General features: G+C 65.0%; 16 protein-coding genes and 1 tRNA gene. 12 read left to right on the top strand and 5 right to left on the bottom strand.

Features of this window, described 5'->3' with window-relative positions; genetic code table 11:
* Window positions 1-76 precede the first annotated feature (76 nt).
* Window positions 77-1,183, bottom strand: a complete 1,107-nt coding sequence (locus CFB43_RS27825; protein ID WP_089497404.1) for an aromatic ring-hydroxylating oxygenase subunit alpha — start codon at window positions 1,181-1,183, stop codon at window positions 77-79.
* A 270-nt stretch (window positions 1,184-1,453) separates the two neighbouring features.
* Here CFB43_RS27825 and CFB43_RS27820 point away from each other — a divergent pair, with 270 nt between their 5' ends.
* The 4 genes from CFB43_RS27820 (at window position 1,454) to folE2 (ending at window position 5,578) form a co-directional block, all read left to right on the top strand.
* The gene (locus CFB43_RS27820; protein ID WP_027791079.1) at window positions 1,454-1,747 is read left to right on the top strand and encodes an exodeoxyribonuclease VII small subunit; all 294 of its coding nucleotides are present in this window, start codon (window positions 1,454-1,456) and stop codon (window positions 1,745-1,747) included.
* The gene (locus CFB43_RS27815) at window positions 1,744-2,628 is read left to right on the top strand and encodes a polyprenyl synthetase family protein (RefSeq protein WP_089497403.1); all 885 of its coding nucleotides are present in this window, start codon (window positions 1,744-1,746) and stop codon (window positions 2,626-2,628) included. Before CFB43_RS27820 ends, CFB43_RS27815 begins: the two co-directional genes overlap by 4 nt.
* Before the next feature lie 81 nt (window positions 2,629-2,709).
* Window positions 2,710-4,614 (top strand): 1-deoxy-D-xylulose-5-phosphate synthase, encoded by a 1,905-nt coding sequence (gene dxs / locus CFB43_RS27810; RefSeq protein ID WP_089474432.1) that lies wholly within the window; start codon window positions 2,710-2,712, stop codon window positions 4,612-4,614.
* Between the two features lie 154 nt (window positions 4,615-4,768).
* Window positions 4,769-5,578 (top strand): GTP cyclohydrolase FolE2, encoded by an 810-nt coding sequence (folE2, locus tag CFB43_RS27805; protein WP_089428001.1) that lies wholly within the window; start codon window positions 4,769-4,771, stop codon window positions 5,576-5,578.
* A gap of 98 nt (window positions 5,579-5,676) precedes the next feature.
* Here folE2 and tsaD read toward each other — a convergent pair whose 3' ends face one another.
* Entirely contained in the window at window positions 5,677-6,717 is a 1,041-nt protein-coding gene (tsaD, locus tag CFB43_RS27800; protein WP_089497402.1) for a tRNA (adenosine(37)-N6)-threonylcarbamoyltransferase complex transferase subunit TsaD, read from the bottom strand.
* 130 nt (window positions 6,718-6,847) lie between these two features.
* On the opposite strand from tsaD, the gene CFB43_RS27795 reads away from it, so the two are divergent.
* The 7 genes from CFB43_RS27795 (at window position 6,848) to CFB43_RS27765 (ending at window position 15,516) form a co-directional block, all read left to right on the top strand.
* Window positions 6,848-8,068, top strand: coding sequence for an NAD(P)/FAD-dependent oxidoreductase (locus CFB43_RS27795; RefSeq protein WP_089497401.1), 1,221 nt, complete (start codon window positions 6,848-6,850; stop codon window positions 8,066-8,068).
* Between the two features lie 107 nt (window positions 8,069-8,175).
* On the top strand, window positions 8,176-8,388 hold the full coding sequence (rpsU, locus tag CFB43_RS27790) for a 30S ribosomal protein S21 (protein ID WP_006479415.1): 213 nt from the start codon (window positions 8,176-8,178) through the stop codon (window positions 8,386-8,388).
* Window positions 8,389-8,596: 208 nt separating this feature from the next.
* Entirely contained in the window at window positions 8,597-9,043 is a 447-nt protein-coding gene (locus CFB43_RS27785) for a GatB/YqeY domain-containing protein (RefSeq protein WP_089497400.1), read from the top strand.
* Between the two features lie 70 nt (window positions 9,044-9,113).
* Entirely contained in the window at window positions 9,114-10,991 is a 1,878-nt protein-coding gene (dnaG, locus tag CFB43_RS27780) for a DNA primase (protein WP_089497399.1), read from the top strand.
* An 88-nt stretch (window positions 10,992-11,079) separates the two neighbouring features.
* Entirely contained in the window at window positions 11,080-13,500 is a 2,421-nt protein-coding gene (gene rpoD, locus CFB43_RS27775; protein WP_089427997.1) for an RNA polymerase sigma factor RpoD, read from the top strand.
* Window positions 13,501-13,629: 129 nt separating this feature from the next.
* Window positions 13,630-13,705, top strand: a tRNA-Ile gene (locus CFB43_RS27770).
* A gap of 260 nt (window positions 13,706-13,965) precedes the next feature.
* Window positions 13,966-15,516, top strand: a complete 1,551-nt coding sequence (locus CFB43_RS27765) for a phospholipase D family protein (protein WP_089497398.1) — start codon at window positions 13,966-13,968, stop codon at window positions 15,514-15,516.
* 22 nt (window positions 15,517-15,538) lie between these two features.
* Here the strand turns inward: CFB43_RS27765 and pdxR are convergent, their stop codons facing one another.
* Complete coding sequence (gene pdxR / locus CFB43_RS27760; RefSeq protein ID WP_089497397.1) at window positions 15,539-17,005, bottom strand: MocR-like pyridoxine biosynthesis transcription factor PdxR; 1,467 nt, start codon at window positions 17,003-17,005, stop codon at window positions 15,539-15,541.
* A 313-nt stretch (window positions 17,006-17,318) separates the two neighbouring features.
* On the opposite strand from pdxR, the gene CFB43_RS27755 reads away from it, so the two are divergent.
* Complete coding sequence (locus tag CFB43_RS27755) at window positions 17,319-17,969, top strand: pyridoxamine 5'-phosphate oxidase family protein (RefSeq protein ID WP_089497396.1); 651 nt, start codon at window positions 17,319-17,321, stop codon at window positions 17,967-17,969.
* A gap of 136 nt (window positions 17,970-18,105) precedes the next feature.
* Here CFB43_RS27755 and CFB43_RS27750 read toward each other — a convergent pair whose 3' ends face one another.
* Both CFB43_RS27750 and CFB43_RS27745 read right to left on the bottom strand, forming a co-directional pair.
* Window positions 18,106-19,809: a DUF3300 domain-containing protein gene (locus CFB43_RS27750; RefSeq protein ID WP_089497395.1), complete on the bottom strand. Its 1,704-nt coding sequence runs from the start codon at window positions 19,807-19,809 to the stop codon at window positions 18,106-18,108.
* A 450-nt stretch (window positions 19,810-20,259) separates the two neighbouring features.
* The gene (locus CFB43_RS27745; RefSeq protein WP_089442976.1) at window positions 20,260-22,089 is read right to left on the bottom strand and encodes a S53 family peptidase; all 1,830 of its coding nucleotides are present in this window, start codon (window positions 22,087-22,089) and stop codon (window positions 20,260-20,262) included.
* Window positions 22,090-22,474 lie beyond the last annotated feature (385 nt).

Below are 22,474 nucleotides of genomic sequence, written 5' to 3'. Positions count from 1 at the left end.
AAACAAAAAAAGACGGGCCGAAGCCCGTCTTTTCGTCTGCCGGATACCGTGCGGCGTCAAAGCGCCGCACCGGTTATCAGATGTCGCCGAGGTGGCGGCGCAGGAACTCGTGGAAGTGCTGCATGCCGTCTTCCATCGGGCTCTGGTACGGGCCGACCTGCGACTCGCCGCGTGCCATCAGCGCACGGCGGCCTGCGTCCATCCGCATCGCGATCTCGTCGTCCTCGACGGCCGTTTCCATGTAGGCGGCGCGTTCGGCCTCGACGAACTCGCGTTCGAACAGCGCGATTTCCTCGGGGTAATAGAACTCGACGATGTTGGTCGTCTTTTGCGGGCCTTGCGGAATCAGCCACGACACGACGAGCACGTGCGGATACCACTCGATCATCAGGCCCGGGTAGTAGACCATCCAGATCGCGCCGAACTCCGGCGGCACGCCGTTGCGGAACTTCAGCACCTGCTCGTGCCATTTCTGGTAAGTCGCGCTGCCCGGTTTCGCGAGCGCGTTGTGCACGCCGACCGTCTGCACGCTGTACCAGTCGCCGAACTCCCACTTGAGGTCGTCGCACGACACGAAGCTGCCGAGGCCCGGGTGGAACGGGACGACGTGGTAATCCTCGAGGTAGACCTCGATGAACGTCTTCCAGTTGTAATCGCACTCGTGCACTTCGACGTGATCGAAGTGGTACTCGGAGAAGTCGAAGTGATGCTTCGTGCCGAGGTGGGCGAGGTCGCGCGCGACATTCCGGCCTTCGGCCTCGAACAGCAGCCCCTGCCAGTTCTGCAGCGGGCTCTTGCCGAGGTTCAGGCACGGCTTGTCGGGGAAGTGCGGCGCGCCGAGCAACTCGCCTTCCAGATCGTACGTCCAGCGGTGCAGCGGGCACACGATGTTTTGCGTGTGGCCGCGCCCATTGAGCATGATCGCCTGCCGGTGGCGGCAGACGTTCGACAGCAGTTCGATCTGGTTCGCCTGGTTGCGGACCAGCACGCGGCCTTCCTGCTCGGACGGCAGCGCAAAATAATCCCCCGCCTCGGGCACCATCAATTCGTGCCCGACGTAACGAGGTCCTTTCTTGAAGAGGGTTTCGATCTCGCGCTCGAGTAGCGCCTCATCGAAGTATGCAGTGACTGGAAGCTGGCTGTGAGCCGACTTCAACTGAAGCGCATCGCTCAGATTGGACATTCCCACTCCCGGTGTTAGCGTGAAAGCAGTGAACAACCCAACCATCGAAAAATCGATTTAGGGAAACGGGGAATTATACCCGGTTCGCCTCGCAAGGCTAGGATTAAGTGCCTGATTTGTGTCAATTTTTTGTCGGGCGACAATCGGCAGGCGCACAATGTGTGTCGAAGGTGGGGCCGGAATATGTACCCACGTGCCACGACGGCAGGTCGGAAAATTCTCTTTTGCCGTAGAATGTCCGACTTGTTTTGAAATTTGACACCCTCGTCCATGGCGAAAACCGCATCCCCAGGCGCCACGCCGCCCGGCAATGGTACCGAACCGTTGCCGGACAATTACGAAACGGCGCTCGCGGAACTCGAGACGCTGGTTGCCCGGATGGAAGGCGGCGCGTTGAGCCTCGAGGATTCACTGACGGCATATCGCCGCGGTGCGACCCTCGTTGCGTTTTGCCAACAGCAGCTCGAGAAAGTGGAGCAGCAGGTTCGCGTGCTCGACGGCGCGACGCTGAAGCCGCTTTCGTCCGGAACGGCCGCCACGGACGGCGAAGACGACGATCTATGACATTCGAACAATGGATGCGGTCCGTGCTTGACCGTGTCGAGGACGCACTCGGCCACTATTTGCCCGCTGAAACCGCGGTGCCGGAGAAACTCCACGAGGCGATGCGCTATGCGGTCCTCGGCGGCGGCAAACGCGTTCGCCCGCTGCTGTGCCATGCAGCAGGCGAACTGACCGGCGCGACCGAAGCGGCCCGCAATGCGGCGGCGGCCGCACTGGAGATGATCCACGTCTACTCGCTCGTGCACGACGACATGCCGTGCATGGACGACGACGCGCTGCGTCGCGGCAAGCCGACCGTGCACGTGCAGTACGACGAGCCGACGGCACTGCTCGTCGGTGACGCGCTGCAGTCGCAGGCGTTCGTTGCGCTGACCGATGCCGCCGCGCTGTCGCCGGTGCAGCAGGCCGCGCTCGTGCGCGAGCTGGCGCTGGCAAGCGGCTCGATCGGCATGGCCGGCGGGCAGGCGATCGACCTGGCGAGCGTCGGCCTCAAGCTGACGCTCGAGCAGCTCGAGACGATGCACCGGAAGAAGACCGGCGCACTGCTGCGCGCGGCCGTGCGGATGGGCGCGCTGGCCGGCGAGGCGCCGTCCGCGGAAACGATGGCGGCGCTCGATGTATACGCGGGGGCCGTGGGTCTGGCTTTCCAGGTCGTCGACGATATTCTCGACGTCACGACCGATTCGGCGACGCTCGGCAAGACGGCCGGCAAGGATGCGGCGAACGACAAGCCGACCTATGTATCTATCCTCGGCCTCGACGCGTCGCGCGAGCTCGCAGCACAACTGCGCGCCGAAGCGCACGACGCGCTGAAACCGTTCGGCGCGCGCACACAGCGTCTGGCCGAACTTGCCGACCTGGTAGTGAACCGGGTCAGCTGACGCGAAAGCCCGCCGCCGCGCACATGCTACGGTGCGTGCATCAGAATGCGGGCGCGTTTGATTTCCTACAATGGAACGACGATGTACGACTTGCTGAAAACCATCGACGACCCGGCGGATTTGCGCCGCCTCGATCGTCGCCAACTGCAACCGCTCGCGGATGAACTGCGCGCGTTCGTGCTCGACAGCGTGTCGAAGACGGGCGGCCATTTGTCGTCCAACCTCGGGACGGTCGAGCTGACGATCGCGTTGCACTACGTGTTCAACACGCCGAACGATCGGATCGTCTGGGACGTGGGCCACCAGACCTACCCGCACAAGATCCTGACGGGCCGCCGCGACCAGATGCATTCGCTGCGCCAGCAGGACGGCATCTCGGGCTTCCCGCGCCGCAGCGAATCCGAATACGACACGTTCGGCACCGCGCACTCGAGCACGTCGATCTCGGCCGCGCTCGGCATGGCGATCGGCAGTCAGCTGAACGGCGACGACCGCTTCTCGATCGCCGTGATCGGTGATGGCGCGATGACGGCCGGCATGGCGTTCGAGGCGATGAACAACGCGGGCGTGTCGGAAGATGCGAAAGTGCTCGTGATCCTGAACGACAACGACATGTCGATCTCGCCGCCGGTCGGCGCGCTGAATCGCCATCTCGCACGCCTGATGTCGGGCCGCTTCTATGCGGCTGCGCGCGCGGGCGTCGAGCGCGTGTTGAGCGTCGCGCCGCCGGTGCTCGAACTTGCACGCAAGCTCGAAGAGCACGCGAAGGGCATGGTCGTGCCGGCTACCCTCTTCGAAGAGTTCGGCTTCAACTACATCGGCCCGATCGACGGTCACGATCTCGATTCGCTGATCCCGACGCTGCAGAACATCCGCGAACTGCGCGGCCCGCAGTTCCTGCACGTGGTGACGAAGAAAGGCCAGGGCTACAAGCTCGCCGAAGCCGATCCCGTGCTCTACCACGGCCCCGGCAAGTTCAACCCGGCCGAAGGCATCAAGCCGTCGACCACGCCCGCGAAGAAGACGTACACGCAGGTGTTCGGCGAGTGGCTGTGCGACGAAGCCGAGCGCGATACGCGCGTCGTCGGCATCACGCCCGCGATGCGCGAAGGCTCGGGCATGGTCGAGTTCGAGAAGCGCTTCAAGGATCGCTACTACGACGTCGGCATCGCCGAGCAGCACGCGGTGACGTTCGCGGGCGGCATGGCAACCGAAGGCCTCAAGCCGGTCGTCGCGATCTACTCGACGTTCCTGCAGCGTGCATACGACCAGCTGATCCACGACGTCGCGCTGCAGAACCTGCCGGTCGTGTTCGCGATCGACCGCGCGGGCCTCGTCGGCGCGGACGGTGCGACGCACGCGGGCGCGTACGATCTCGCGTTCATGCGCTGCATCCCGAACATGACGATCATGGCTGCGTCCGACGAGAACGAATGCCGCCAGATGCTGCACACGGCGCTGCAGCAGCCGAACCCGACCGCGGTGCGCTATCCGCGCGGCGCGGGCACGGGTGTGCCGACGGTGAAGGAATTCACCGAGATCCCGCTCGGCAAGGGTGAAGTGCGTCGCCAGACGTCGCAGCCGGAAGGCAAGCGCGTCGCGATCCTCGCGTTCGGCACGATGGTCGCGCCGTCGCTCGCCGCGGCCGAGGAGCTCGACGCAACCGTCGCGAACATGCGCTTCGTGAAGCCGATCGATGCGGCGCTCGTGCGCGAACTCGCCGAGACGCATGACTACCTCGTCACGGTCGAGGAAGGCTGCGTGATGGGTGGCGCGGGCTCGGCCTGCGTGGAAGCCCTGATGGAGAGTGGGGTTATCCGGCCCGTACTACAATTGGGCCTCCCTGACCTGTTCATCGATCACGGCGACCCCGCGAAGCTGCTGTCGCAATGCGGCCTCGACGGCGCGGGTATCGCGAAATCGATTCGCGAACGCTTTCTGAATCCGGCGGCCGACGTCGCCGGTCAGGCGAAGCGCGTCGCATAAGCTGGCGCCGCCCGCGGGCGATGTCGGTGCGACTGGCGCAACCGGTCTTCATTGATGCGGAAAACATGGGCCTGCGGGCCCATGTTGCTTTTCCGGCTGCCGCATGACGCGGCGTGCGCGTCGTCGAACGCGCGGCTTACAAGGATTGAACAAGATGAACCAGATGAATCCCGCCTTCGTGATGCCCGACGTGCAGAGCACGGTGGATACCCGCCAGATTCCGATTCAGCGTGTGGGCGTGAAGGCGGTCCGGCATCCGTTGACGGTGTGCACTGAAAGCGGCGACGTGCAGCCGACCGTCGGTGTCTGGAACCTCGATGTCCGCCTGCCGGCCGACCAGAAGGGCACGCACATGTCGCGCTTCGTCGCGCTGCTCGAAGAGAACCGTGCACCGCTGACGGTCGAGCGTTTTCGCGCGATGCTCGCATCGATGCTCGAGAAGCTGGAAGCCGAAGCCGGTCGCATCGAAGTCACGTTCCCGTACTTCGTGAACAAGACGGCGCCGGTGTCGGGCGTGCAGAGCCTGCTCGATTATGAAGTGACGCTCGCGGGCGAAAGCCGCAACGGCGATACGCGCCTGTTCCTGAAGGTGCTCGTGCCCGTGACGAGCCTGTGCCCGTGCTCGAAGAAGATCTCGCAGTACGGCGCGCACAACCAGCGTTCGCACGTGACGATCGACGCGGAGCTCGCGGCCGACCTGCCGGTCGAGGCGCTGATCCGCATCGCCGAGGAAGAGGCGTCGTGCGAGCTGTGGGGCCTGCTGAAGCGTCCGGACGAGAAGTTCGTCACCGAGCGCGCTTACGAGAACCCGAAGTTCGTCGAGGATCTCGTGCGTGACGTCGCGCAGCGTCTCGATGCGGACGAGCGTGTGGTGGCATACGTGCTCGAAGCCGAGAACTTCGAGTCGATCCACAATCACAGCGCGTATGCGCTGATCGAACGCGACAAGCGACTGGCTGCATAACGCCGCGGCGTTTTGTTGCGTCGATGAAGAAAGGCCGCTCATTTTTGAGCGGCCTTTCTGTTTGCCGGTGCGACGTTGCGTCGCGTGCGTGGCGCGGCTCAGCGCGCGAGCGACGCGAGATCCCAGCGCGGCTTCACCGTGAATGCGTAGTCGGCATTCGCCTGCTCGGGCCAGCGGCCGAGCCGCAACGCGCCTGCGAGCGCGATCATTGCGCCGTTGTCGGTGCAGAGCGCGAGATCGGGGTAATGCACATCGAAGCCGCGCTTGGCCGCGGCGGCCGACAGTGCCGCGCGCAACTGGCGGTTCGCGCCGACCCCGCCCGCGACCACGAGACGCTTGAGCTTTGTCTTCTTCAGTGCGGCGAGCGACTTGGCGACGAGCACGTCGACGGCCGCGTCGACGAAGCCGCGCGCGAGGTCGGCCTTCGCGCGTTCGAGTGCTTCACCTTCGAGCCTGGCCGCTTCGAACTTCTTCATCTGCGTGAGTACAGCCGTCTTCAGGCCGCTGAAGCTGAAGTCGAGGTCGCCCGAATGCAGCATCGGGCGCGGCAGGACGACCGCACCCGGCGTGCCGGTCTCGGCGAGCTTCGACACTTCCGGGCCGCCCGGGTAGCCGAGGCCAATCAGCTTGGCCGTCTTGTCGAATGCTTCGCCGGCCGCGTCGTCGAGCGTTTCGCCGAGCGTCTCGTACACGCCGACGTCGGTCACGCGCATCAGTTGCGTGTGCCCGCCGGACACCAGCAGCGCGACGAACGGGAACGGCGGTGGCTGGTCGACGAGCAGCGGCGACAGCAGGTGGCCTTCGAGGTGGTGGATGCCGACGGTCGGCTTGTTCCAGGCGAGCGCGAGCGCATTCGCGATGCTCGCGCCGACCAGCAGCGCGCCGGCGAGGCCGGGGCCCTGTGTGAACGCGATCGCGTCGATGTCGTCGCGGCGCGTGCCGCTTTGCGCCATCACTTCCTCGAGCAGCGGCAGCGCGCGGCGGATGTGGTCGCGCGATGCGAGCTCGGGCACGACGCCGCCGTATTCGCGGTGCATGGCGATCTGCGAGTGGAGCGCGTGCGCGAGCAGGCCGCGCTGCGTGTCGTAGAGCGCGAGGCCGGTTTCGTCGCAGGAGCTTTCGATGCCGAGAACGAGCATGGGTACGGGCAGGGCACGCCGTATCGGGCGCGCCGCGGGAAGGTCAACGTAACCAGAAAGTATAGCAGGCGAGGGCCCGCCCCCGCTGGCAGCGGCCCGGGCCGCATGCCGGGCAGGTACAATCCGCGCCATGGAAACTTATGACATCGCCGTGATCGGCGCGGGCGCCGCCGGAATGATGAGCGCCGCGGTGGCCGGGCAGCTCGGCCGCCGCGTCGTGCTGATCGATCACGCGCCGCGGCTCGCCGAGAAGATCCGCATCTCGGGCGGCGGCCGCTGCAACTTCACGAACCTGTACGCCGGCCCCGACAACTATCTGTCGTCGAATCCGCATTTCGCGCGCTCGGCGCTGGCGCGCTATACGCCGCGCGACTTCCTCGGGCTGCTCAAGCGCCATCACGTGACCTGGCACGAAAAGCACAAGGGCCAGCTCTTTTGCGACCACGGCAGCGACGCGATCATCGACGTGCTGAAGCATGAGTGCGACGCGGGCGGTATCGCGTGGCGCCGGCCCGTCGTCGTCGACGCGGTGCGCCACGCGCCGTCCGACGGCTTCACGCTCGACACGCAGCAGGCCGGGACGATCGGTGCGCGCGCACTGATCATCGCGACCGGCGGCCTGTCGATCCCGAAGATCGGCGCGACCGACTTCGGTTACCGGATCGCCAAGCAGTTCGGTCACAAGCTCATCGATACGCGGCCCGCGCTCGTGCCGTTGACGTTCGCGCAGCAGGACTGGGAGCCGTTCGCGGCGTTGTCCGGCGTGTCGCTCGAAGTGCGCGTCTCGACCGGCGACAGGAAGCGCGGCGGCGAATTCGTCGAGGATCTGCTGCTGACCCATCGCGGCCTGTCCGGGCCCGGGATCCTGCAGATCTCGAGCTACTGGCAGCCTGGCGACCCGATTCGCGTCGATCTGCTGCCGCAGCGCGACACGGTGGCCGACTTGCTCGACGCGAAACGCACGTCGAAGCGCCAGATCGGTTCGCTGCTCGCGGACTGGGTGCCGTCGCGCCTCGCGCATGCGTGGCTCGACACGCATCGCGTCGCGGCCGACGCACGGCTCGCGGATCTGCCCGACAAGACGCTGCGCCAGATCGGCGATGCGCTGTCCGGCTGGACGCTGACGCCGAACGGCACCGAGGGCTACAAGAAGGCCGAGGTAACGAAGGGCGGGGTCGATACGCGTGATCTATCGTCGACGACGATGATGAGCGCGCGCGTACCGGGGCTGTTCTTCGTCGGCGAGGCGGTGGACGTGACGGGCTGGCTCGGCGGCTACAACTTCCAGTGGGCGTGGGCGTCCGGCACGGCGGCCGGACAGGCCGCGGCGGAGTATGCGCGCGGCGCCTGACGGGGCTGGGCCGACGCCGTTTTGGCGGGGCCGGGCCCCGTGCCTTTAGGCAATCGCTCTGCTATACTCGGTAGTCTTTCCTTGCAAACCTTTATTCGTGTCGGATCATGACGATCATTCGCGTTAAAGAGAACGAGCCGTTCGAAGTTGCAATGCGTCGCTTCAAGCGTACGATCGAGAAGAATGGTCTGTTGACCGAGCTTCGTGCGCGCGAGTTTTACGAGAAGCCGACCGCGGAGCGCAAGCGCAAGAAGGCTGCTGCAGTGAAGCGTCATTACAAGCGCATCCGTAGCCAGACACTGCCGAAGAAGCTGTACTGAACGATTGGGCGCCGCGCGGTTCGCTGAGCGGCGCACCGGCGACTCCGTGCGATCAGGTGATCGCGAAAGATCGAGCATGATCGTGCGACCGATCGGGCGAGCCGCCGATGCCGGATTCGAGCAACCCGCTTGAGACATTGTCCCAAGCGGGTTTTTGTGTTGACGCCCTTGGCGGGCGTCGGATTCACGTTTCCTTCCCGGGTGAAAGATGAGTTTGAAAGAGCAGATCAGCGAAGACATGAAGGCCGCGATGCGCGCGAAGGACAGCGAGCGCCTGGCAACGATTCGCCTGCTGATGGCCGCGATCAAGCAACGCGAAGTCGACGATCAGATCACCCTCGACGATGCGGGCATCACGGCCGTGATCGACAAGATGATCAAGCAGCGCAAGGATTCGATCAGCCAGTTCCAGGCAGCCAACCGTGACGACCTCGTCGCGAAGGAGCAGGCCGAACTGGTCGTGCTGAGCGGCTACATGCCCGAGCAGCTGTCGGAGGCCGAGGTGGCCGCCGAAGTCCAGGCAGCGGTCGCGCAGACGGGCGCCGCCGGCCCGCAGGACATGGGCAAGGTGATGGGCGTGCTGAAGGGCAAGCTCGCCGGCCGCGCCGACATGACGGCCATTTCCGCGCTGGTCAAGGCCGCGCTCACGAAGTAACACCTGTTTCCCCGGCGCGTGCGATGCATGCGCGGGGGTGTCGTATTGTCTTTTTTCGCTCGATCCCACGGTGATTCCGCATTCGTTCCTGCAGGACTTGCTGAACCGCGTCGATATCGTCGACGTGGTGGGCAAGTACGTGCAGCTCAAGAAGGGCGGCGCCAATTTCATGGGGCTGTGCCCGTTCCATAACGAGAAGAGCCCGTCGTTTACCGTCAGCCCGACCAAGCAGTTCTATCACTGCTTCGGTTGCGGGGCTCACGGCACGGCGATCGGCTTCCTGATGGAACACGCGGGGCTCACATTCCCGGAGGCCGTGCAGGATCTCGCGCAGTCCGTCGGGCTGACCGTGCCGCACGAGCCGTCGATGCGCGGCGGCGGTGGGAGCGGCGGCGGTGGCGGTGACTATCCGGCGCCCGTGTCGAAATCGGTCGCGACTGCGTTGTCCGATGCGATGACCGCCGCGTGCGATTACTACCGCAAGCAGTTGCGCGGCGCGACCGTCGCGATCCAGTACCTGAAGAACCGGGGCCTGACCGGCGAGATTGCCGCGCGCTTCGGGCTCGGCTACGCACCGGACGGCTGGCAGAACCTCGAAGCCGCGTTCCCTGACTATCGCGACGAGTCGCTCGTCGAGTCGGGGCTCGTGATCGTCAGCGAGAAGACCGATGCGCAGGGCGTCGCGCGCCGCTACGACCGGTTCCGCGAGCGGATCATGTTCCCGATCCGCAATGTGAAAGGCCAGGTGATCGGCTTCGGCGGGCGCGTGCTCGGCAGCGGCGAGCCGAAGTACCTGAATTCGCCTGAAACCCCGCTGTTCAATAAGGGCAGCGAACTGTATGGCCTGTTCGAGGCGCGGCTCGCGATTCGCGAGCGCAAGTACGTGCTGGTCGTCGAAGGCTACATGGACGTCGTCGCGCTCGCCCAGCTCGGGTTCCCGAACGCGGTCGCGACGCTCGGCACCGCGTGCACGCCGATTCACGTGCAGAAGCTGCTGCGCCAGACCGATACGGTCATTTTCAGCTTCGACGGCGATTCGGCCGGGCGGCGAGCGGCCCGGCGAGCGCTCGAGGCCTGCTTGCCGCATGCGGGGGACAACCGCACGATCCGGTTCCTTTTTTTGCCGGCCGAGCACGATCCGGACAGCTATGTGCGCGAGTTCGGCGAGGCGGCGTTCTCCGAGCAGGTCGAGCGCGCGATGCCGTTGTCGCAATTTTTGCTGAACGAAGCAATTGCCGGCAAGGCGCTCGATCAGCCGGAAGGCCGCGCGAAGGCGCTGTTCGATGCGAAGCCGTTGTTGCAGGCGCTGCCCGCGAACGCGTTGCGCGCGCAGATCATGCACATGTTCGCCGACCGCCTCGACATCCCGTTCGAAGAGGTCGCGGCGCTGTCCGACGTCGATACGCGGATCGCGGCACCGCCGCGCCAGGCGCCCCCGCGCAGCGAGCGGCGCCGCGTGACGGACAGTGAAAAGCGGGCATTGCGCACGCTGGTGATGCATCCGCGCATCGCGTCGCAGCTCGACGATGAGCAGCTGGCGACCCTGCGCGCATTGCCGCGCATCGGTGAGCTGTTCGCGGAAGTCGTCGATCATGCGCGCGCGCTGGGCGAGGGCGCGGAGTTCCGGCTGCTGTCGGATGTCCTGCGGACGTCCTCGAATGGAGCGACTTACGAGGAAATCTTCCGCGAAATTCTGGACTATGATGAAAACGTCCGCGACTTGCTGTTACAGAATCCGGAAGACGAGACGGTGCCCGAGCGGCAGCGTGAACAGGAACGGATCGCGGGGGAGGAACTGCAGGCGGCGGTACTCAAGATGCGTTACGACGCTTGCTGCGACCGGCTTGACAGGCTGGCGCGGCAATCTGCCTTCACACCCGAGGAATTGGCCGAATTGACGGAATTGAACCAGCAGCGGACCGACATGAAGCGTCGGCTCGGGCTGTAGGCGGCTGGAGAGCTTAGAGAGGGCTCCCCAGCGTGCTATAATATAAGGTTTCCAGCGGTTTGTTTTCTAAGCAGAGGCGAGAATCGCGATGGCAAAGACGACAGGCGGAAAGAAAGCAACAGGCAAGGGCTCGACGGAGCCGACCAAAAAGGTCACAGCGGCCAAGTCTGCTTCTTCCACCAGGACAACGTCTTCAGCCACGTCAGCCCCAGCAGGAAAGAAAACCGCGGCCGGCACTGCTCAGGCTGCGCCGGCGCCGGCAGCCAGAACACGGGCTGCCGCCAGACCCGACTCCGGGCCGGCCAAGCCGGCGGCGAAGCGGGCAAGTGCGAAAAGCGCAAGGGACACGACTGCCGCCGCGGACGAAACGGCAGTACGTACTACTCATGCACCCACGGTTCAACCGGCTGTCGTCCAGCAGCCGCGAGTCGATATAGCCGGTACGGCGAACTCCATGACCAAAAAGCTGAACGAAGTATCCGTCGAAGACGACGCAAATCAGAGCGACGAGCAGCCCGCAGCAGCGGCGGCTGCACCGGGCAAATCCAAGGTGCGCGATCGTCGCGCCAAGGAAAAGGCGCTGCTGAAGGAAGCGTTCGCGACGAGCACGCCGGGTACGGCCGAGGAGCTCGAAGAGCGCCGCGTGAAACTGCGCGCGCTGATCAAGCTCGGCAAGGAGCGCGGCTTCCTGACGTACGCCGAAATCAACGACCACCTGCCGGACAACTTCACCGAGACCGAAGCCCTCGAGGGCATCATCGGCACGTTCAACGACATGGGCGTGGCGGTCTACGAGCAGGCGCCGGACGCGGAAACGCTGCTCCTGAACGACAACGCGCCCGCCGCGTCGTCGGACGATGAAGTCGAAGAGGAAGCGGAAGTCGCGCTGTCCACCGTCGATTCGGAATTCGGCCGCACGACCGATCCGGTCCGGATGTACATGCGTGAAATGGGCACGGTCGAGCTGCTCACGCGCGAAGGCGAAATCGAGATCGCGAAGCGGATCGAGGACGGCCTGCGTCACATGGTGATGGCCATCTCCGCGTGCCCGACGACGATCGCCGACATCCTCGCGATGGCCGAACGCGTCGCGAACGAAGAGATCCGCGTCGACGAGCTCGTCGACGGCCTGCTCGATCCGAATGCTTCGGACTCCGCCGATACCGACGGCTTCTCCGCGAAGGAAGCGGAAGCCATCGAGAACGAGGACGAGGAAGCCGAAGAGGAAGAGGAGGAAGAGGAAGAGGAGGAAGATGACGGTGCCGCGCAGGCATCGGCCAACGCCGCCCAGCTCGAAGCCCTCAAGCGTGCGTCGCTCGAGAAGTTCTCGCAGATCAGCGAGTGGTTCGACAAGATGCGCCGCGCATTCGAAAAGGAAGGCTACAAGTCGAAGGCCTACCTGAAGGCGCAGGAAACGATCCAGACCGAACTGATGACGATCCGCTTCACCGCGCGTACCGTCGAACGCCTGTGCGACACGCTGCGTGCGCAGGTGGACGAAGTGCGTCAGGTCGAACGCCAGATCCTGCACATCGTCGTCGACAAGTGCGGCATGCCGCGCTCGGAATTCATCGCGCGCTTCCCGGGCAGCGAGACCGATCTCGACTGGGCCGAGAAGATCATGGCCGAAGGCCATTCGTACAGCGCGGTGCTGTCGCGTAACATCCCGGCGATCCGCGAACAGCAGCAGCGCCTGCTCGACCTGCAGGCGCGCGTCGTGCTGCCGCTGAAGGACCTGAAGGAAACCAACCGTCAGATGGCGGCCGGCGAACTGAAGGCGCGCCAGGCGAAGCGCGAAATGACCGAGGCGAACCTGCGTCTCGTGATCTCGATCGCGAAGAAGTACACGAACCGCGGCCTGCAGTTCCTCGACCTGATCCAGGAAGGCAACATCGGCCTGATGAAGGCGGTGGACAAGTTCGAATACCGTCGTGGCTACAAGTTCTCGACCTATGCGACGTGGTGGATCCGTCAGGCCATCACGCGTTCGATCGCGGACCAGGCGCGCACGATCCGTATTCCGGTTCACATGATCGAGACGATCAACAAGATGAACCGGATCTCGCGGCAGATCCTGCAGGAAACCGGTCTCGAGCCGGATCCGGCAACGCTCGCCGAGAAGATGGAGATGCCGGAAGACAAGATCCGCAAGATCATGAAGATCGCGAAGGAGCCGATCTCGATGGAAACGCCGATCGGTGACGACGACGATTCCCATCTCGGCGACTTCATCGAGGACACCAACACGGTCGCGCCGGCGGATGCCGCGCTGCATGCGAGCATGCGTGACGTCGTGAAGGACGTGCTCGATTCGCTGACGCCGCGCGAGGCGAAGGTGCTGCGGATGCGCTTCGGTATCGAGATGAGCACCGATCACACGCTCGAGGAAGTCGGCAAGCAGTTCGACGTCACGCGTGAGCGGATCCGTCAGATCGAGGCCAAGGCGCTGCGCAAGCTGCGTCACCCGAGCCGTTCCGACAAGCTGAAGTCGTTCCTCGAAGGGAACTGATTTCCAGCGTCTCTGCTGCGAACGCCGCCGGCATCCGCGTGATGCCGGTGGCGTTTCTCTCCTTTGTTGTTACAATGCCGGCCCGGCTTCTTCGTCGGGGCAGCGTGTGACACGCTTCGCTTCTCATCAGGGCTTGTAGCTCAGCGGTTAGAGCAGTCGACTCATAATCGATTGGTCGCGGGTTCGAACCCCGCCGGGCCCACCAGATTTCATGCGCGCGTTCGCGCGGCATGCTGAAAACCCGCGATGGCTTCATGCGTCGCGGGTTTTTCTTTGTGCGGATGCGAGACGAACGTCGTAATCAGGAAAGTACCGAGAGGGTGCCGCGTCGTCGTCAATCGAAGTATGCTGTAGCGCGGCCGTTTCACACGCGATACCGATTGCGGCCCAAGGCAAGCCAAACGGCCCCGCGATCCATCCGGCGGCGAGAACAAACAGACTTCGGCCGGGAGTGGGACGGCAATCATGACCATGCTGCGTTCGTGGGGTGCGCTTCTTTCGTTGCTGGCGCTCGTTGCATGCGCGAGCCTGCCCCCGCAGGCCGAGCGCGTGCCGACGCACGCGTACACCGATACGGACAATACTCGGCTGGGCGTCGCGTTCCAGAAGCAGGCCCGTGTGCACCCCGGGCAGGACGCGTTTCATCTGCTGACCGATCCGGTCGATGCGCTGGATGCGCGCGTGCTGCTCGCCGATCGCGCGGACCGCTCGCTCGACCTTCAGTACTACATCTGGCATGACGACCTGACCGGGCACGAGTTGGCCGACGCGATCATCCGCGCGGCCGATCGCGGCGTGCGCGTCCGCGCGCTGCTCGACGACCTCGGCACGAACGCGGACGACCGCAAGCTGCTCGAGATCAGTTCACATCCGAACATCGAGATCCGGCTCTTCAACCCGGTTGCCACGCGCCGGTTCAAGAAGATCGGCACCGTGTTCGAGTTCTCGCGCGTCAACCGGCGCATGCACAACAAGGCGATGATCGCGGACAACCAGGCGGCGATCGTCGGTGGCCGCAATATCGGCGACGAGTATTTCGGCGCATCGTCGATGCTGGAGTTCGGCGATCTCGACGTTGTCGTTCACGGCCCGGTCGTGAAGGACATCTCGACCGAATTCGATACGTTCTGGAATTCCCCGTACGCGTATCCGATCAGCGCGCTGGTCGGGCATGATGCGGCGCCGGGCGGGCTGGACCGCGAGCGCGAACGGTTGCGCGACTACCTGAGAGCCATGGAAGACAATCCGTACGTGCTCGAGGCCAGGCAGCGGCTCGACCGGATCGTTCATGGGCAGGGCACCGAACTGTCGTGGGGGCACGCGACGGTGCTGTACGACGATCCGTCGAAGATCGCACACGCGCCGAAGGACAGCGACGGACACCTGATGCCGCAATTGCGGGCGCTCGCATTGCAGCCCGAACATGACCTGCTGATCGTGTCGCCGTACTTCGTGCCGGGCAAGGAGGTCGTCGAGCGGCTGCGCGCGCTCACGGCGCGCGGTGTGCGCGTCACGGTGCTGACCAACTCGCTCGCGTCGACCGACGTAGCGGCCGTCCATGCGGGCTACCGGCACTACCGAAGCGATCTCGTGGCCGCCGGCGTGCGGCTTTACGAGCGGCGGCCGTCGGGTGACAAGAGCATTTCGAAGCAGGTCATCATCGGGTCGTCGCGTGCGTCGTTGCATGCGAAGACCTACGTGTTCGATCACAAGAGTATTTTCATCGGGTCGATGAATCTCGATCCGCGCTCGCTGAACCTCAATACGGAGATCGGCGTTTACTGCGAGAGTCCGGCGATTGCGTCGCAGGTGGCCAACGATCTGGAGGCACGGCTCGATCGCATCGCGTGGCGGGTAGAGCCGAGGACCGATCCGGCGGGCAAAGGGCGGCTCAAGTGGATGCAGACCGATTCGGACGGGAAGGTCACCGAGCTCGATCACGAACCGGAAGTGTCCGCGGCGCGGCGGATGGAAGTCTGGTTCCTCGGGCTGTTTCCGCTCGAGTCGCAACTGTGAGCACCGATGCCGCGCGCACCATTCAGCAACGCGTGCGGCCGTGCTGCTCGATGACGGCCGCGAGCTGCCTCGTCGCGGTCTCGATCGTCGTGTCGCTCAGCCCCGAGTATCCGAGCACGAAGCCGTTGTACGGCCGGCCGTCGCCGACCCGATAGCGGCTCAGCGGCTGTAGCAGCAGGCCATGCGCGGCTGCGGCGCGGGCGACGTCGGTATCCTGCAGCGGCATCGCGAGATCCGCCGACAGATGCATGCCGCCCGGGCTTTCGCGAACGCTCAGCACGGCGCCGAGGTGGCAGGCGAGTGCGGCTTCGAGGCTGCTCCGCCGCTCGGCGTACAGCGTCCTCATTCGGCGCAGGTGTCGTGCAAAGAGGCCGGTGTCGATGAATTCAGCCATCGCCAGTTGATCGGCCGAGTGGCCGCGATGGACGAGTTCGCGCAGCGTGCGGGTGAAGCGGTCGACCAGCGTCGGCGGTACCACCATGAAGCCGAGTCGAAGGGCGGGAAACATCGTCTTGCTGAAGGTGCCGAGATAGCAGACCGGTGCGTCGGCATCGAGGCCCTGGATCGCGGGCAGCGGCTGGCCGCCGTGGCGGAACTCGCTGTCGTAATCGTCCTCGATGATCCACGCGCCGCACGCACGTGCGCGCGTGACAAGCGCCGTGCGCCGCTGGGGGCTCATCAGTGCGCCAAGCGGGTATTGGTGCGACGGTGTCGTATAGATCAGCCGGGGCGGCCGGGTGTGCCATTGTTCGTCGGTTGGCGCCATGCCTTCGTGATCGACCTCGATCGGCACGAGATCCAGGCCGGTCGACCGGAATGCGGTTCGGGCGCCGTTGTAACAGGGATTCTCTAGCCAGCCATATTCACCGGGATTCGCCAGCATGCGCGCGCACAGTTCGAGGCTGCTCTGCGTGCCGTCGGTGATGAATACCTGGCCTGTTTCGCAGCGCACGCCGCGCGAGACCCGGATGTAGGCGGCCACGGCACGCCGCAATTCGGGCAGCCCTTCGACCGGGCCGTAGGCGAGCTGCGCGGGCTTGATGACTTTCCATGCGCGCTCGATGCAACGGCGCCATTGGGCGACGGGGAATTCATCGAGCGAAGGGAGGCCGGGCACGAACGGCAGCATGCATTCGGGTTCGGGGTCGGCGTTCTCCAGCCCGTGCACACGCTCGGACAATCGAACCGAGGCCGGGCCGCGTTCGGGCTCTGTGCTGGAACGGTCGCACCCGTCCCATAGTGTGATCGTCCCGTTGCGCGTGGCCGCCACGAAGCCTTCTTCGGCAAGGCGCTCGTACGCATAGACCGCCGAGTTACGCGCGATGCCCAGCTCGGCCGCGAGCACGCGCGTCGACACGAGCCGCGTGCCGGGCGGGATGTGCCCGTCCAGCAGCATGTTGCGCAGGCTCCGGTACAGGGCTTCCTGCTGGCTGTGGCGTGTCGTGCCGTCCTGTCTGGAAAGCGATGAGACGAGCAGCGCGAGATCCATGGGCTGGTTCCAGAATTTTTTGGTGAGCTGGTTCTTTTGAAGATCCGATGCGCGTCGTATCGTTCACGTTCCCGTGGCGCCAGTCGGTGCGCGGGCATGTGCAGCGATCGTCACGGATAGGCGCGTGTGCGTATTTTGATCGATTTGGAAAGCGACTGTCGATGGGCCGATCGACCGGTCATTCGCGCGTGCAAGCTGTAGTGTTCGATGTCGTTAACTTCGTAGTGCCAATATATTTGGAGTGAACGCCTGCGCGTTGCCGAAACGCGGGCCGCTCGATGCGCGCAAGGGCGTGCAAACAGGAAAACGAAACATGCAAGACCAGACCGTCATCTCCCCCACATCCCGCACCACCATTCGCCGCCTGCCGGAGCTGGCAAGCCGCGATCGCGAGGTGCTTCATCGCATCGTGGACGAGGCTTACGTGTGCCACATCGCATTCGGTTCGGGCGAGGACATACACTGCATCCCGACCGCGCACTGGAGACGGGGCGATTACCTCTATATTCACGGGTCGAACGGCAGCCGGATGATCAAGGCGCTGGCGGCGGGCATGCCGGCCTCCGTCGCGGTGACGTTGCTGGACGGTCTCGTGTTGGCCAGGTCGGCCTTCAACCATTCGATGAATTACCGATCCGCGGTGATCTACGGGCGGTTCGAGATGGTGGAGCGTAGTGCGGACAAGCTGGCGGCGCTGGATGCATTGATGGACAAGATCGCTCCGGGTCGCAAGCATGACGCGCGGCCCGGCAACGACAAGGAAATCAATGCGACCAGCGTGCTGCGGATTGCGCTTGCGGAAGCAGCCGTGAAGGTCAGCGACTCAATGCCGTCCGACAAGGACGAAGATCTCGCGCTTGCTGTCTGGACGGGGATCCTGCCGCTGAAGATGACGCGCGGTGCGCCGGTCCATGCCGAGGGCAGCGTGCCGGTGCCGGATTATGTCCGGAACTGGGAGGAGTAAGTTGCACGGCACCGCCGTGCGGTTTCGCTGAAAACGGTGGCGCGCGGAATGTCGTGCCGAGCGGGGTTCGCACGCCAACGAGACGCGGTGTCGCCAGCCGGCAGTGCGAAACCCGCGCTGCCGGCTGGCGTGCATTTCACTCGGCGCGATGCTCATGCGTCTCGTGTGGCGGATGCGACGCCGCAGGGTGCGGATGCGGTGCCGGTGCGTGCTCGGGGGCCGGTTGCCGCGGCTGCGCTGCCGCGTGTTCCTGCGGCTGCGCTTCGTTGTGCGGTGGCGCCTCTTTGCGCACTTGCTGCTGAGTCTCGTTGCGTTGCTGCATGGCTTCGCGCTGCCGTTGCTGTTCCGCATTGTGTTGCTGCAACGCCTCGCGCTGCTGTTGCTCCGCTGCGTTGTGTTGCTGCATTTCCTCGCGTTGCTGCAGCTGTACTGCGTTGTGCTGTTGCATCGCTTCGCGTTGTTGCTGAGCCTCGTTGCGCTGTTGCTGCTGCAATTGCTGTTGCTGGGCGGCCGCACGGTTTTCCTGCGCGGCGTGTGCCTGCTGCATGGCCTGCTGCCGCTCTTCGCGCATCGCGCCGGGCGCATGCTGCGCGGGTGCCTCGGCATGCGGTTCGCTCACACGGTTCTGTGCGAACGCGCCAGGCGACGGGCGCGTGCCGGGGCGCGCGTCGTTCGCGCCGAAGTGCGGCATCGTCATCGGCACGGCGCCCGGGCGTTGCTCCATGGCCTGCCTGCGCATCGGCGCCGCACCCGGCTGCATCGTATTGCGTTCGATCGTCGTGTTCGTCGTATTGTTGGTGACGTTGCCGCCGTAGTTGTTCGTGATTCGCGTGTTGCGGATGTTGGTGATGTTGTTGATCACGGTGGTCGACTTCGACACGTACGTGGTGTGGTTGTACACCACGGCCGGGCGCTCCCAGCCGTCGTTCCAGCGGGGGCCTTCCGGACGCGGCGCGCCCCAGTTCATGCCCCATGCATGCCAGCCCCAGTCGTGGTGCCCGAAGATCGCCGCGCCGACGGCGATGCCGACGCCGAACGTGATCACGCCGGCCGCAACGACTTCCCCCGTGCTGTATGAAGGCGGCCGGTACACGTAGCCGGGGTACGCCGAAACCGGCTCGCCGTAGACGACCGTCGGGTTGTACGACGGGACATAGACGACGTCGGGCTGTGCCGATTCGATCTCGATGGCCTGCGCGGGGGGCGGCACGATCGCCGGCCCGGCGTAGACCACGGGCGCATCGTTGGCCGGCGTATAGCCGGTCGGTGCGGCCTGCGCGACTTGCGTGACCCGCATCTGGCCGCCCGAGCGGAGATGACCGGACGTCTGCGCGCGCTGGCGCATCACCTGGATCGCGTTCATCACGTCGGTGGGGTCGTTGTAGTAGGCCTGACCGAGCGATGTGGTCCAGGCCGGGTTCGATGCCATCTGCGACAGCACCGCTGGGAACGCGGTCAATGCCTTGACGGAAGGATCCCACGGCTGCGTATCGGCGGCGGTGGCGAGTGGCTGTCCCTTCAACGACGGATTCTGCATGACCCAGTTATTGGCGGCCGTGACCTGGTCCGGATACGTTGCACCCGCCAGCACCAGCGCGACGAGCTTGTCGGGGAACAGTGCGATCGGCGCGACCATCTGGTAGAGCTGGTCGGCAGTCGGCGGCGTGTAGGCGACGGGCGTCGAGGCGGGCTGGGCCGCGGCGGCCGCGCTTGCGTCGCTGGCCGGAGCGGCGGCGCTGCTGTCGCCGTTCTTGTTGCAGGCCGAGAGGCCGAGCAGCGACACGATGAGGGACGACGCGAGCAGCGTTCTGACGGGGCGGTGTGCACGTGTGTTGTTCATGTTGTTCGTTCAGGGTTGTGTCGGCGTTGGCAGGCACGCGGGCCGCGCGATCGGCTTGAGCACTGTGCCGCGGCCGTCAGCGCATGCTCCGGGGGCATCGGCCGGGGCCGGCGGCAGGGTCGTGCTCGCAGGGTGGTTGTCCCGCGACGAATCGATATATCCAGTTAAACGCACGACACGCGCGGAAGTTGTCTGCGTGTTGTGTAACAGTGTGTACCTTGCAGTCCGTAAGCGGGTCGATGCTGCCCGGGTAATGGACATGAAAGTTGCTTGCGCAACGATTGCAAGGTTGGCGAGGGCATCGCCGCGCCGAAGGCTGCGCCTCGAGACTGCGCGGAATACAAAAAACCCGCGAAGGCCTTGCGGCCCCCACGGGTTGTTCAAGCGATCACATCCGGTTCCATGCATGCGTTGCGGTGCGCACGCGGAACCGGGGCAGTCATCGATCCATCAGCGTGCGAAATCCGACGTGCTCTGGATGAACGTGTTCAGCTTCGAGATGTTCACGCTGCCGAAGCCCGTCGTCGCGTCCCAGCCGGCCTTTGCCTTGTAGCCGTAGGTGCCGCTGCCGTTGTTGCCGGACGTGACGTCGTGCAGCAGTGCCGCGTTGCTCGGGAAGTACTTGTAGAAGCTCGACGCGGGAAACCCGAGCGCATTGTTGTTGGCGGACTGCAAGCGCGCCCAGATGCCCGTGAAGATCGGCGCGGCGAGGCTCGTGCCGCCTTCGTTGTTGAGGTAGCCCGAGCCCCACAGCGTGTTGGACGTCTGGCCGTTGACGACGAGAATCGCGCCGGTGCGCAGGTCCGCGTCGAAGCCGACGTCAGGCAGTGCGCGCTTGGTCGATCCCGTGAGGCTCGACGATTGCCACGACGGCGCGGCTTCGTACTTGCTGTACCCGCCGCCCGTCGACCACACGGTGCCCGGCTGCCAGCTCGGATCGTTCCAGACGATCTCGCTGTTGTACGCGTTGGTCGACGTATTGGTGAACAGCGTCGTGCCGCCCACGGCGATCACGTACGGCGACGTTGCCGGCTCGCTCACCGTGTAGGTCGAGCGCGACGGCGTGCCGCTCGCACATTCGTACGCGCCATGGTCGCCGGCGGATACCGAGAAGGTCTGCCCCTGCGCGACTGCCTGCTTGAAGATGGTGTCGTCGGTGGCCTGCGAGCCGGTGCTGTTCGCGGACGATTCGCACACGCCGAGCGATACGTTGATCACCTTCGCGACGTTGTCGGTCACGGCCTTGTTGTACGCGGCGGTGATCGCCGTGAGCGTCATCGACGGTGCGACGTAGAACACGACCTGCTTCACGCTGCCGCCGGCCGCGCCGACGATCGACTGGCTGTCGAGGTTCCATTCGACGGTGCCGTCGGTGTCGGTGTACGAGCTGCCGGACGGGCCCGTCTTCACGATGCTGCTGCTGATCGTGCCGAGGCTGTTGTTTGCGGCGAACGTATTGAGGTCGCTTACCGTCTGCGACAGGTCGCCTTCGGAGATGATGCCGACGGTGGTCTGCGAGGCGGTCGGCGTGCCGTCGCCGCCGTAGATCGACGAGAATTCGGTCGGGTTGTGCGGCACCGCCGATGCGCCGGCCGGAATCGTCAGGTTGCTGGTGTTGCCTTGCGGCTGGCTGCCCGCGCCCGTGTGCATCAGCTCGACGTTCTGCAGGCCCAGTACCGAACCCACGACGCCGCCGATCGCGTTCGGCACTTGCGCGGCGTCGGTATTCGCGTAGACGCTGCGGCCGTTGCGCGTGAAGCGCTTGAGCGTCGTGCGGAACGCGGACTTGATGGTGGCCGCGGTGCCGGACGCGGAGACCAGCAGACGGTTCGGCGCGACGACGATGTTCACGAAGCCTGCCTTGCGCAGATGCGCGACGACCGAGGCGACCTGCTGGTCGGTCGGCGCATATTGCGACGCGAACTGCGCCGGCGTGAGGAACTGCCGGTAGTGCGGCGAACCAGGCGTATGCAGGTCGTGCAGATACTGGTCGAGTTGCGCCTCGTTGCGCAGGTTCAGCCCGAGCACGATGTCCACCGACTCGCCCGGCGCCATCTCGACGGCTGCTGCTGCAGCCGCCGCCGTGCTCGCGGCGGGCGCGCCGGCCGTACCGGCTTCGCTTTGCTGCACGAGCGGCAGGAAACCCTTGGTGTGCGTTTCCGTCCAGCCGGCCGCAGGCGCGGCGTGGGCCGTCGCCATGCCGAACGATGCGGCTGCGGCGGCGAAGGCGAGTTTGACGAAGCGATTGTGCTTTTGATTCTTGTCTGCAACCTGATTCATTTGAATTACCCCTCCGGTTGAACATCGAACAGCACGAACTACAACGGTCGACAGCGGTGCGGGTCATGCACCGCCGATTTCTGTCGCGCGCATGCGGATGGCACGGACGCGACAGGGCCTTTCGCCCGATCCGGAAAGGTGTCTTGTCTCCGGGAGCGAAATACGGAAAACGCGGTAACGGGAAGGCTGCGCCGCGATACGACGCAACTGCGCCGGACGGGGCGCGGGCGAGATTGCTAGAGCAACAGTTTCGTTGTCCTGCTCATTTGATTCGATCCTTCGGCCCGCTGCCGGATGGCAGTTGTCCAATGAGATGCATCGGGATGTTGCATCCGTCGGCGCGCGAACGATGTGGCCGGCGGCGAGCATTGCGGTACGGCGGAAG

It is taken from the genome of Burkholderia sp. AU15512, assembly GCF_002223325.1.
GTDB lineage: Bacteria > Pseudomonadota > Gammaproteobacteria > Burkholderiales > Burkholderiaceae > Burkholderia.
The sequence above is the reverse complement of the archived record's forward strand: the minus strand, read 5'-3'. Positions and strand labels throughout refer to the sequence as shown.

Excerpts from the sequence above, each read along its gene's own strand:
- CFB43_RS27755 (WP_089497396.1), top strand. The coding sequence starts at position 17,319 with ATGCAAGACCAGACCGTCATCTCCCCCACATCCCGCACCACCATTCGC.
- pdxR (WP_089497397.1), bottom strand. The coding sequence starts at position 17,005 with ATGGATCTCGCGCTGCTCGTCTCATCGCTTTCCAGACAGGACGGCACG.
- CFB43_RS27815 (WP_089497403.1), top strand. The coding sequence starts at position 1,744 with ATGACATTCGAACAATGGATGCGGTCCGTGCTTGACCGTGTCGAGGAC.
- tsaD (WP_089497402.1), bottom strand. The coding sequence starts at position 6,717 with ATGCTCGTTCTCGGCATCGAAAGCTCCTGCGACGAAACCGGCCTCGCG.
- CFB43_RS27795 (WP_089497401.1), top strand. The coding sequence starts at position 6,848 with ATGGAAACTTATGACATCGCCGTGATCGGCGCGGGCGCCGCCGGAATG.
- CFB43_RS27785 (WP_089497400.1), top strand. The coding sequence starts at position 8,597 with ATGAGTTTGAAAGAGCAGATCAGCGAAGACATGAAGGCCGCGATGCGC.
- rpsU (WP_006479415.1), top strand. The coding sequence starts at position 8,176 with ATGACGATCATTCGCGTTAAAGAGAACGAGCCGTTCGAAGTTGCAATG.
- CFB43_RS27750 (WP_089497395.1), bottom strand. The coding sequence starts at position 19,809 with ATGAACAACACACGTGCACACCGCCCCGTCAGAACGCTGCTCGCGTCG.
- CFB43_RS27825 (WP_089497404.1), bottom strand. The coding sequence starts at position 1,183 with ATGTCCAATCTGAGCGATGCGCTTCAGTTGAAGTCGGCTCACAGCCAG.
- rpoD (WP_089427997.1), top strand. The coding sequence starts at position 11,080 with ATGGCAAAGACGACAGGCGGAAAGAAAGCAACAGGCAAGGGCTCGACG.
- CFB43_RS27820 (WP_027791079.1), top strand. The coding sequence starts at position 1,454 with ATGGCGAAAACCGCATCCCCAGGCGCCACGCCGCCCGGCAATGGTACC.
- folE2 (WP_089428001.1), top strand. The coding sequence starts at position 4,769 with ATGAACCAGATGAATCCCGCCTTCGTGATGCCCGACGTGCAGAGCACG.
- dxs (WP_089474432.1), top strand. The coding sequence starts at position 2,710 with ATGTACGACTTGCTGAAAACCATCGACGACCCGGCGGATTTGCGCCGC.
- CFB43_RS27745 (WP_089442976.1), bottom strand. The coding sequence starts at position 22,089 with ATGAATCAGGTTGCAGACAAGAATCAAAAGCACAATCGCTTCGTCAAA.
- CFB43_RS27765 (WP_089497398.1), top strand. The coding sequence starts at position 13,966 with ATGACCATGCTGCGTTCGTGGGGTGCGCTTCTTTCGTTGCTGGCGCTC.